The sequence below is a fragment of the Pseudomonas sp. LARHCG127 genome (genome assembly GCF_052871455.1).
Window position 1 is genome coordinate 223,477 of sequence record NZ_JBIXJT010000002.1, and the last position, 10,924, is coordinate 234,400.

At 61.7% G+C, this 10,924-nt stretch carries 7 protein-coding genes; 3 read left to right on the forward strand and 4 right to left on the reverse strand.

Annotated elements, in window-relative coordinates; all coding sequences use genetic code 11:
- Positions 1–3 precede the first annotated feature (3 nt).
- The 3 genes from ACIPQ1_RS04480 to ACIPQ1_RS04490 form a co-directional block, all read right to left on the reverse strand.
- Entirely contained in the window at positions 4–1,218 is a 1,215-nt protein-coding gene (locus ACIPQ1_RS04480; RefSeq protein WP_411385938.1) for an aldose 1-epimerase family protein, read from the reverse strand.
- 244 nt (positions 1,219–1,462) lie between these two features.
- The gene (locus ACIPQ1_RS04485) at positions 1,463–3,439 is read right to left on the reverse strand and encodes a methyl-accepting chemotaxis protein (RefSeq protein ID WP_446533656.1); all 1,977 of its coding nucleotides are present in this window, start codon (positions 3,437–3,439) and stop codon (positions 1,463–1,465) included.
- Between the two features lie 207 nt (positions 3,440–3,646).
- Positions 3,647–4,567, reverse strand: a complete 921-nt coding sequence (locus ACIPQ1_RS04490; RefSeq protein WP_186730321.1) for a LysR substrate-binding domain-containing protein — start codon at positions 4,565–4,567, stop codon at positions 3,647–3,649.
- Between the two features lie 158 nt (positions 4,568–4,725).
- Here ACIPQ1_RS04490 and ACIPQ1_RS04495 point away from each other — a divergent pair, with 158 nt between their 5' ends.
- Entirely contained in the window at positions 4,726–6,120 is a 1,395-nt protein-coding gene (locus ACIPQ1_RS04495) for a NorM family multidrug efflux MATE transporter (protein ID WP_411387568.1), read from the forward strand.
- A gap of 113 nt (positions 6,121–6,233) precedes the next feature.
- Here the strand turns inward: ACIPQ1_RS04495 and ACIPQ1_RS04500 are convergent, their stop codons facing one another.
- A complete protein-coding gene (locus tag ACIPQ1_RS04500) occupies positions 6,234–7,907 on the reverse strand; it encodes a putative bifunctional diguanylate cyclase/phosphodiesterase (RefSeq protein WP_411385940.1) in 1,674 nt (557 codons plus the stop codon).
- A gap of 274 nt (positions 7,908–8,181) precedes the next feature.
- Between ACIPQ1_RS04500 and rep the strand changes: the two genes are divergently transcribed.
- Both rep and ACIPQ1_RS04510 read left to right on the forward strand, forming a co-directional pair.
- Entirely contained in the window at positions 8,182–10,191 is a 2,010-nt protein-coding gene (gene rep, locus ACIPQ1_RS04505; RefSeq protein WP_446533657.1) for a DNA helicase Rep, read from the forward strand.
- Positions 10,192–10,247: 56 nt separating this feature from the next.
- On the forward strand, positions 10,248–10,820 hold the full coding sequence (locus tag ACIPQ1_RS04510; RefSeq protein WP_434573604.1) for a xanthine phosphoribosyltransferase: 573 nt from the start codon (positions 10,248–10,250) through the stop codon (positions 10,818–10,820).
- Positions 10,821–10,924: the final 104 nt, after the last annotated feature.

Consider the following 10,924-nt stretch of genomic DNA (forward strand, 5'->3'; position numbering starts at 1 on the left):
GCTTTATGGCTTGCTCAGGTCCACCAACGGTGTTTGCCGAACCTCGGTTTTTTGACCGTTCTGGATCGTATCGATGCGCTTGAGTGCCTTATCCACAGCGCCCTTGTCTGCCAACAGGCTGTAGTGGATCTGGAATTGCTTGTGCTCTTTCGGCGCGATGGTGGGCACCAGGCCCAAGGGGCGCTGATAGCGGCGGTTATAGGAAAAACTGGTACCGGGCTCCAACCCGGTCACGTAGCCCTGGCCTTGGGTATCCGTGTTTTTCCACAGGGAGAACACGGGCAGCGTGCTGGTGTTGAAGCCCACCGACACCCCGAGACTGCCGGCCTTGTTGTGCAGCACCGTGAGGGTGTCGCCCTTGGCGTCGGCGTAGGGCACGACGTTATAAACGGTTTCGTCGTAATCCTTGGTCGGGCCCCGGTAGGTTTGCCAATCGGACAAGTCGCCCTTGGCCTTGTCGTTGAACGGCGAGACCTGCTTGACCGGTGCCGCGAAACGAGCGCCCTGCTCCAGGAACGGCGTGCTGAAATTGCTGTGGTAGAGCGCTTGGTATTCCTTCGGGTAATCGCCGTTGTTGGTCAGCGTGTCGTTGAGCGCGAACGTCACGCTGCCGGGCTCGGTGACCAGTTCGGTCTGCACCGAGAAATCGACCTTCTTGAATGCCTGCTCCTTCAACTCGCCCCGCAGGGTAATGGCGTAGGGCGGTTTCTCATCGATGTGCAAGGTGACCTTGTTGGCCGGAATATTCGCGGCGCGACCGTGCAGGGTCAGCAGCTCGCCGTTGTCCATGCCGGGATGGCCGACCCATTCGTAGCCGCAGCGGGTGACCAGCTCATTGAAGCCTTCAAGCCAACCCAAGCCGCCGCGGCCGTTGAGCTCGATGAACGCCGGGTTGACCACTTCCTTGACGGGCGAATCCCACCCCATGCGCACGTCGCCAACCGATGCCTGCAGCACATTCATGCCACGGGTCGGGACCACTGAAAGCTTCAGGGTGCCGTTGTCGATGTCGACCACGCTGACACCTTCCTGCCGACCACCGTGCAGGGTGCGCATCGTCACGGAAAAGGGTTTGTCGGTCTTCACGCCGAGTTGCTGGCTGGTGATTTGCCAGGGTTGGGCGGCTTTATCGGTATCCAGCAGGACGTAATCCCAAGCCATCGCATGGGAAGCAGCGCCCAAGGCGCCAAGGGTAACGAGCAGTTTGAGCGGAGTCATGGACGCGACCTTTTATTGGAGTTGTGCGGTTTTTATAGACTTGAAGAAACGTTTCAGCAAGCTAAAAAACAGCAATAATCTTAAAAAAGGATGGACCGCTGGATTGAGGGCTTTTGTGGGAGCGGGCTTGCTCGCGATAGCGGTGGGTCAGGTTGAGATGAGGGTGACTGGACTGCCGCCTTCGCGAGCAAGCTCGCTCCCACATTAATCGCGGGGGTGCCTGCTCGCACTGGTTGCAGAGGCCTCAGCGGAACCGATCAACCTCTTGGCGCAGGTCCTGGGCCAGTTTTTCCAGCTCCTTGGCGGTGAGCGCCAGGTTCGAGACCACTTGGCGCTGTTCGCTGTTGGCCATGGCGATGCTCTGCAGGTTGCTGCTGAGCAGGGTCGCGGTGCTGCTTTGCTCTTGGGTGGCGGTGGTGATCGCCGCGAATTGCTGGCCAGCCGAGCGACTCTGCTCGTCGATGCGCGCCAGGGCCGAGGCCACGTTGGCGTTGCGCGACAAGCCTTCCTGCATCAGCAGGTTGCCCTGCTCCATGGTGCTGATGGCATTGCCGGTTTCCTGCTGGATGCTGTTGATCATGCTGGAGATTTCGTCAGTGGCCTGGCGGGTGCGGGACGCCAGGCTGCGGACTTCATCGGCCACCACGGCGAAACCACGGCCCTGCTCGCCAGCGCGGGCGGCCTCGATGGCGGCGTTCAATGCCAGCAGGTTGGTCTGCTCGGCAATCGAGGTGATGACACCGACGATGCCGCCGATCTCCTGGGAACGCTGGCCCAGGGTATTGATGACCGAGGCCGTGCTGTTCAGCGCGCCGGCAATTTGCTCCAGGGACGACGACGCCTCATCCATCGAGGTCCGGCCAATGCGGGTTTGCTGGGCATTTTCCTGGGCCAGGCGCTCGGTGTTGCCCATGTTGTCGGCAATGTTCAAGGAGGTCGCACTGAACTCTTCCACCGCGCCCGCCATACTGGTGATTTCGCCGGACTGCTGCTCCATGCCCTCGTACGCCCCGCTGGACAACCCGGACAGGGCCTGGGCGCGGCTGTTGACTTCCTGGGAGGCCTTGCGGATGTGCTCGACCATGGTCGACAGGGCCTGGCTCATCTGGTTGAAGGCACGGGCCAACTGACCGATTTCGTCATGGCTCGACACGTTCAGGCGCACGCTCAGGTCGCCAGCGCCCAATGCTTCGGCCTGGCGCACCAGATCCCCCAGCGGTGCCAGCTTGCTACGCAACAACCACATCGCCGAGCCGACCGCCAACAGCATCGCCAGCAGGCTGCCGATGGCCAACTGCGTACCGACGCTCCAGGTCACGGCGCGGATCTCGGTTTTCGGCATGCTCGCCACCACCGCCCACGGCCCGCCCTCGAACGGCACGGCAACGCTGTAGAAATCTTCGGCGGTATCGGTCCAGAACGCACCCTTGCCCGGTTTTTTGATCAGGCCCGTAATGGCCGTGGTCGCGTTATCCAGCGCCTGTACACCTGCCGGTGGCACCAGCCATTTGTTTTGCTCATCCAACAAGGCCAGCGAGCCGGTCTGGCCAATGCGGAAACGCTTGAGGTTTTCGAACTGCGCGTTCTGCGCGTCGGTGTAATCGAAGCCTACATACAACACGGCGATGATCTTGCCGCTGCTGTCACGTACGGGCGTGTATTGCGACATGTAGAAGCGCCCGAACAACAGGGCTCGACCGATGTAGCTCTGCCCGCTGATCACCGGACCGTAGGCTGGACCAGCGCGGTCGAGCACGGTGCCGATGGCCCGCGTGCCGTCCTGTTTACTGACGGAGGTGCTGACGCGGATGAAATCGTCGCCGCTGCGCACGAATACCGTGGCCACACCGGCGGTCATCGCTTTGAAGTCATCCACTTCCTTGAAGTTGTTGTTCAACACTTCGCTGCCCAGGCTCAAGCCTGGGGTCTGTACCCCCGCCACCGTCACCGGTTGGTCTGGATGCACGGTCAAACCCGCGCTGAAGCGCTTTTCGAACAGACCGGCCAAGCGCTGGGTGCTCTCACGCAAGGTGCTGTGAAAAGTGTTGAGCTGGTCGGCCATCAGGCGCGCTTCGCTGGCCAAGTGCTCTTCACGGGTGGCAAGGTTGGCGGTGTCCAGGGAACGCAGGGCGAAGACGGTACTGCCGGAGATCACGACCGCCAGTATCACGGCAAGGGCAAGGCCTAGCTGCGAGGCGATCCGGGCGCGGGGTTGAGACATGACGGCTCCTGGCCGAGAGACCGGATCATCCTGATCACGTCGCACGCTCGGCATTTTATTCGGGTGAGGTGTAAGTAGACCCTTTCTGAACGAGGGTTCCATCTTCACGGATTCGGCGGCAAAGCCAAATACTTGAGCGGTTTGGACGGATTAATGCCAAGTGGCTAGCACGCCACTTTCCATCAGTAACCGCGTGTCAGCAACGTTTCAGCCCAGACGCTGCACATCGGGCAATTGCATGGCCTTGACCTCACCCTGGAGAAAGTCGCTGAGCCGGCGCAAACGTTCACCTCCCGGCCGGGTTTTCGGCCAGACCAGGTAATAGTGCTCGCCACTGGCAACCGCCGTCGGCCATGGCAGGCTCAGGCGCCCTTGGGCAACGTCCTCGGCCACCATCAGCAGGTCGCCCATGGACACTCCATAGCCGCGTGCCGCCGCGATCATGCCCAGCTCCAGGGTATCGAACACCTGCCCACCCTTGAGCGAGACCTTGTCGGCCAGGCCCATACGTTGCAGCCAGTTGCGCCAGTCCCGGCGATCCGGCGTCGGGTGCAGCAGTTCGGCGCTGGCCAACCGCGCCACATCCCAGGGCTGATCGTTCAGCAGGTTCGGTGCGCCCACCGGAATCAACTCCTCGGGGAACAGCAGACTGGCCTCCCAGTCCGCCGGAAAATGCCCGTTACTCAGCAAGACGGCGCAATCGAAGGGCTCGACGTTGAAGTCCACCGAATCGATGTCCATCCAGGCACTGGTCAGTTGCACTTCGTTACCAGGCTGCAAATGCCGGAAACGGCTCAGGCGCGCCAACAGCCAGCGCATGGTCAATGTGGAGGGTGCCTTCATGCGCAAGATGCCGTCTTCGCCATGCAAGGTGTGACAGGCCCGCTCCAGCGCCATGAAACCTTCGCGCACGCCCGGCAGCAGCAGCCGTGCCGCCTCGGTCAATTGCAAGTTGCGACCGCTGCGCTGGAACAGCCGACAGGCAAAGTGATCTTCCAGGGTACGAATGTGCCGGCTGACGGCGCTCTGGGTGATCGACAGCTCTTCGGCGGCCCGGGTGAACGAGCTGTAGCGTGCCGCGGCTTCGAATGCCCGCAGCGCATAAAGCGGAGGAAGACGACGAGGCATCGCAAAAGCTCCATGGCGGTGTTTGCAAACCCTACCAGAAACGCGTCCAGCATGAGTTTTAATCATGCCAGCGATCTTTTTTATCCTTTTGTGCAATCCGTCGAGAGCGCCGAGAATCGTCGCTTTACTGCCTTCTTTGAACAGGGAGCGTGATGATCATGCGGCATCCGGTGCGTACCGAACTCTGGGCCATCCTGCGGCTGGCGGGGCCGTTGATTGCCTCGCAGTTGGCGCACATGCTGATGGTGCTCACCGACACCGTGATGATGGCGCGCCTGAGCCCCGAAGCCCTCGCCGGTGGTGGGCTCGGGGCGGCCACCTATTCGTTCGTGTCGATCTTCTGCATCGGTGTGATCGCCGCGGTGGGCACCCTGGTTGCGATTCGCCAGGGCGCAGGCGATATCGAGGGGGCTACCCGGCTGACCCAGGCCGGATTATGGCTGGCCTGGTTGATGGCGCTGATGGCCGGGTTGCTGCTGTGGAACCTCAAGCCGGTGCTGCTGATGTTCGGCCAGACCGAAACCAACGTACTGTCCGCCGGGCAGTTCCTGCTGGCGCTGCCATTCGCCCTGCCCGGCTACCTGAGCTTCATGGCCCTGCGCGGCTTTACCAGCGCCATCGGCCGAGCCACACCCGTAATGGTGATCAGCCTCGGCGGTACGGTGGCCAACTTCCTGCTCAACTACGCGCTCATCACCGGCATGTTCGGCCTGCCGAAACTCGGCTTGATGGGCATCGGCCTGGTCACGGCCATCGTCGCCAATTGCATGGCCCTGACGCTGGCCTGGCACATCCATCGGCACCCGGCCTACCGTGCCTATCCGCTGCTGGATGGGCTGTCGCGGCCCAACCGCCAATACCTCAAGGAACTGTGGCGCCTGGGCCTGCCGATTGGCGGCACGTACGCAGTGGAGGTCGGGTTGTTCGCGTTCGCCGCGCTGTGCATGGGCACCATGGGCAGCACACCGTTGGCGGCTCACCAGATCGCCCTGCAAATCGTCTCGGTGGCGTTCATGGTGCCGGCCGGGATGTCCTACGCCATCACCATGCGCATCGGCCAGCACTACGGCGCCGGGCAACTGCTGATGGCGCGCCTGGCCGGGCGGGTCGGGATCGGCTTCGGCGCAGCCGCGATGCTGGCGTTCGCCATGGTGTTCTGGTTGTTGCCTCATCAATTGATCGGCTTGTTTCTGGACCACGACGACCCGGCGTTTCGCGAGGTGATCAACCTGGCGGTGAGCCTGCTGGCGGTGGCGGCGTGGTTCGAGCTGTTCGACGGCACGCAAACCATCGCCATGGGCTGCATTCGCGGACTCAAGGACGCCAAGACCACCTTCCTGGTGGGCCTGGGTTGCTATTGGCTGATCGGTGCGCCGTCGGCGTGGTGGATGGCTTTCCACTTGAACTGGGGGCCAACCGGTGTCTGGTGGGGCCTGGCCCTGGGGCTGGCCTGTGCGGCCGTGAGCCTGACGCTGGCGTTCGAATGGAAGATGAAACGGATGATTCGCAATGAGCCTGGGCAGCCCAGTTTCGAAGCGATCCAGGCCAAATGAAACTCATCCCCCTGTGGGAGCGAGCTTGCTCGCGATGGCGATAGGTCAGTCACATCGATTTTTGACTGATACACCGCTATCGCGAGCAAGCTCGCTCCCACAAGGGAAAGGAGTCAGACCACGACTTCGTGGGTGGACTGCTGATCACCCTCGAACGTCAAATATTCAACCAACTCCGGCAACGGCAACGGCTTGCTGATCAGGAAACCCTGCACCTGGTCGCAACCGAAACCGCGTAGCAAGTCTAGTTGTTCCTGGGTTTCCACACCTTCGGCCACCACCTCCAGGTTGAGGTTGTGGGCCAGGTTGATCATGGCGTGCACCAGTTTGCGGTTCTCTTCGCGCTGTTCCATGCCGCCGACGAAGCTCTTGTCGATCTTGAGCAAGGCGATCGGCAGGCTGTTGAGGTGCACGAACGACGAGAAGCCGGTGCCGAAGTCGTCCAGGGAGAAGCGCACCCCCAGGCGGCCCAAGGCATCCATGGTCTGCTTGACCAGTTCGCTGCGGCGCATGACGGCGGTTTCGGTGAGTTCGAATTCTAGCCATTGCGCCTCGACACCCCGCTCGGCAATCAGCCGGCTCAAGGTCGGCAGCAACTGGCTGTCCTGGAACTGCCGGAACGACAGGTTGACCGCCATGTGCAACGGCGCCAGCCCTCGCTCGCGCAGGGCCTGCATGTCCCGCAGCGCCCGGGAAATCACCCAGTAGCCCAGGGGCACGATCAGGCCGCTCTGTTCGGCCAGCGGCACGAACTCACTCGGCGGCAGCAAGCCGCGCTCGCCGTGACGCCAGCGCACCAGCGCTTCGAGGCCGACGATGTGGCCGCCATCGAGGTTCAATCGGGGCTGGTAATGCAGTTCCAACTCGTCGCGGCGCAGTGCCCGGCGCAGCTCGCTTTCCAGGTCGGCGAGGCTGCGGGCATTGCGATTGATGCGCTCGTTGAAGATATGAAAGGTGCAGCCCTGGGTGCTTTTGGCCTGTTGCATGGCGATGTGGGCGTGCCACATCAGCGGATCGGCGCCGGCCTGGGCGCGGGCATGGGCGACGCCCAGACTACAGCCGATCAGCAAGCTTTCACCGTCCACCCAATAGGGTTCGGCCAAGGCCTCGGTAATACGCTCGGCCATCCACTCGGCTCGCTGTGGTGCGCGGCGGGTGTCTATCAACAAGGCGAATTCATCACTGCCCAATCGCGCCAGTTGATCGCCGGCCTCGAGCGAGCTCTTGAGCCGCGACACCACTTGCAGGATCAAGCGGTCACCGGCCTGGTGGCCGAGGGCGTCGTTGGCGTGGCGAAAGTTGTCCAGGTCCAGGTGACCGAGCGCCAGGCCACGGCCGTCGTTTTCCGCCAGGCGCGCCGCCAGCAAGGTCTGGAAGCCCTGGCGATTGGCGATGCCTGTCAATGGGTCCTGTTCGGCGAGGCGCTGCAAGGTGTTTTCCAGCACGCCGCGTTCACGCACATGGCGCAGGCAACGACGCAGGGTCGCACTGTCGAGCACGTCGCGCACCAGCCAGTCGCTGACACCGTCGGGGGCAGCCGCCGGCTCGTGCTCAAGCAACAGGATGGTTGGCAGGCTGCAACGACCCGGCGCCGGTTGCAACGCCGCAACGGTCAGCAACACCGCGTTGCGATTGTCTTCGAACAGGCTGCACACTGACTCCCAGCTTGGAGCGCTGATCAACACGACCGAGGGCCCCAAGGGCACCAGGCACTCGCGCAAGATTGCTGCCCACTCTGGCTCTTGGGCCAATAACAGCAAACGCAAGGGTTCGACAGGCGTTGACAAGCTGACTCCCTAGACTCTGCAAGGTGGTAGGCGCCGGGCATTATGACCTGCCGATGGGCAATGACCAATGCCAATGGTTCTCAAACACGCGCTTTTCGGTGGTTTTTTCCGCTCGAAATGCTACGCAGGACCCAATTGGCTCCACATCCTGCGTGAAAGTGACAAAAGCGGCAAATGACAATCCTGTGTGCGTCACAAGTCGGACAGAGCAGCACAATTCTCTGAGCCTGTTAAAATGCCGGCCCATTTCGCAAACGACTCCCTGAACCCTGTCATGTCCCGACTCAATCCCCGGCAGCAAGAAGCCGTGAACTATGTCGGCGGCCCTCTTTTGGTGCTCGCCGGTGCAGGCTCCGGCAAGACCAGCGTGATCACCCGCAAGATCGCGCACCTGATCCAGAATTGTGGCATCCGCGCCCAGTACATCGTCGCCATGACCTTCACCAACAAGGCCGCCCGGGAAATGAAAGAGCGGGTCGGCGGCCTGCTGCGCGCCGGCGAAGGTCGCGGCCTGACGGTCTGTACCTTCCACAACCTGGGCCTGAACATCATCCGCAAGGAACACGCGCGGCTGGGCTACAAACCAGGCTTCTCGATTTTCGACGAGACCGACGTCAAGGCCCTGATGACCGACATCATGCAGAAGGAATATTCGGGCGACGACGGCGTGGATGAGATCAAGAACATGATCGGCGCCTGGAAAAACGACCTGATCCTGCCGCCCGAGGCCCTGGAAAACGCCCGCAATCCCAAGGAGCAGACCGCCGCCATCGTCTACACCCACTACCAGCGCACGCTCAAGGCGTTCAACGCGGTGGACTTCGACGACCTGATCCTGTTGCCGGTCAAGCTGTTCCAGGACCACGCCGACATTCTCGAAAAATGGCAGAACAAGGTCCGCTACCTGCTGGTGGATGAATACCAGGACACCAACGCCAGCCAGTACTTGCTGGTGAAGTTGCTGATCGGCAAACGCAACCAGTTCACCGTGGTGGGCGACGATGACCAGTCGATCTATGCCTGGCGCGGCGCGCGACCGGAAAACCTGATGTTGCTCAAGGATGACTACCCGTCGCTCAAAGTGGTAATGCTGGAGCAGAACTACCGCTCCACCAGCCGCATCCTGCGCTGCGCCAACGTGCTGATTTCCAACAACCCCCACGAGTTCGAAAAGCAGCTGTGGAGCGAGATGGGCCACGGCGACGAGATCCGCGTGATCCGTTGCCGCAACGAAGACGCCGAAGCCGAGCGCGTGGCCATGGAAATCCTCAGCCTGCACCTGCGCACCGACCGGCCGTACAGCGACTTTGCGATCCTGTACCGCGGCAACTACCAGGCCAAGCTGATCGAGCTGAAATTGCAGCATCACCAGGTGCCTTATCGCCTGTCGGGGGGCAACAGCTTCTTCGGACGCCAGGAAGTGAAGGACCTGATGGCCTACTTCCGCCTGATCGTGAACCCGGACGACGACAACGCCTTCCTGCGGGTGATCAATGTGCCGCGCCGGGAAATCGGTTCGACCACCCTGGAAAAACTCGGCAACTACGCCACCGAGCGCAAGATCTCGATGTACGCCGCCACCGATGAAATCGGCCTGGGCGAGCACTTGGACAGCCGCTTCACCGATCGCCTGGCGCGCTTCAAGCGCTTCATGGACAAGGTCCGCGAGCAGTGCGCCGGAGAAGATCCAATCTCGGCGCTGCGCAGCATGGTGATGGACATCGACTATGAGAACTGGCTGCGCACCAATAGCTCCAGCGACAAGGCTGCCGACTACCGCATGAGCAACGTCTGGTTCCTGATCGAGGCGTTGAAGAACACTCTGGAAAAAGACGAAGACGGCGACATGACGGTCGAGGACGCCATCGGCAAACTCGTGCTGCGGGACATGCTCGAGCGCCAGCAGGAAGAGGAAGAAGGCGCCGAAGGCGTGCAGATGATGACACTGCATGCTTCCAAAGGCCTGGAGTTTCCCTACGTATTCATCATGGGCATGGAAGAGGAAATCCTGCCGCACCGTTCCAGCATCGAGGCCGACACCATCGAGGAAGAACGGCGCCTGGCCTATGTCGGCATTACCCGGGCACGCCAGACGCTGGCCTTCACCTTCGCCGCCAAGCGCAAGCAATACGGCGAAGTGATCGACTGCGCCCCGAGTCGCTTTCTCGATGAACTGCCGCCGGACGACCTGGCCTGGGAAGGTAACGACGACACGCCGACGGAAGTCAAAGTCGTTCGCGGCAACAGTGCCCTGGCGGATATACGCGCGATGTTAAAGCGCTAGAATCGACTACTTTTTTTACCGACTTCAGGCGCCCACGCGCCATCAGAGGAGGCTTCATGGAAGCCCTGCACCAGAAAATCCGCGAGCTAGGCATCGTGCTGTCCGACCAAGTCCTGAAGGTCGATGCGTTTCTCAACCACCAGATCGACCCGCAATTGATGAAGCTGATCGGCGACGAATTCGCCGCGCTGTTCAAGGATTCGGGCATTACCAAGATCGTCACCATCGAAGCCTCGGGCATTGCCCCGGCGATCATGACCGGGCTGAACCTTGGCGTGCCGGTGATCTTCGCCCGCAAGCAACAGTCCCTGACCCTGACGGAGAACCTGCTGTCGGCCACCGTGTATTCGTTCACCAAGAAGACCGAAAGCACCGTCGCCATCAGCCCGCGTCACCTGACCAGCAGTGACCGGGTGCTGATCATCGATGACTTCCTGGCCAACGGCAAAGCCTCCCAGGCGCTGATTTCCATCATCAAGCAGGCCGGCGCCACCGTGGCAGGTCTGGGGATCGTGATCGAGAAGTCATTCCAGGGCGGTCGCGCGGAATTGGATGCACAGGGCTATCGCGTCGAGTCGTTGGCCCGGGTGAAGTCGCTGGCGGGTGGGGTTGTGACCTTCATAGAATAACCCCCTCATACCCCTGTGGGAGCGGGCTTGCTCGCGAAGGCGGTGTATCAGTTAGCATTGATGTGGCTGACACACCGCCTTCGCGAGCAAGCCCGCTCCCACAG

Excerpts from the sequence above, each read along its gene's own strand:
- ACIPQ1_RS04480 (WP_411385938.1), bottom strand. The coding sequence starts at position 1,218 with ATGACTCCGCTCAAACTGCTCGTTACCCTTGGCGCCTTGGGCGCTGCT.
- ACIPQ1_RS04485 (WP_446533656.1), bottom strand. The coding sequence starts at position 3,439 with ATGTCTCAACCCCGCGCCCGGATCGCCTCGCAGCTAGGCCTTGCCCTT.
- ACIPQ1_RS04490 (WP_186730321.1), bottom strand. The coding sequence starts at position 4,567 with ATGCCTCGTCGTCTTCCTCCGCTTTATGCGCTGCGGGCATTCGAAGCC.
- ACIPQ1_RS04495 (WP_411387568.1), top strand. The coding sequence starts at position 4,726 with ATGCGGCATCCGGTGCGTACCGAACTCTGGGCCATCCTGCGGCTGGCG.
- rep (WP_446533657.1), top strand. The coding sequence starts at position 8,182 with ATGTCCCGACTCAATCCCCGGCAGCAAGAAGCCGTGAACTATGTCGGC.
- ACIPQ1_RS04510 (WP_434573604.1), top strand. The coding sequence starts at position 10,248 with ATGGAAGCCCTGCACCAGAAAATCCGCGAGCTAGGCATCGTGCTGTCC.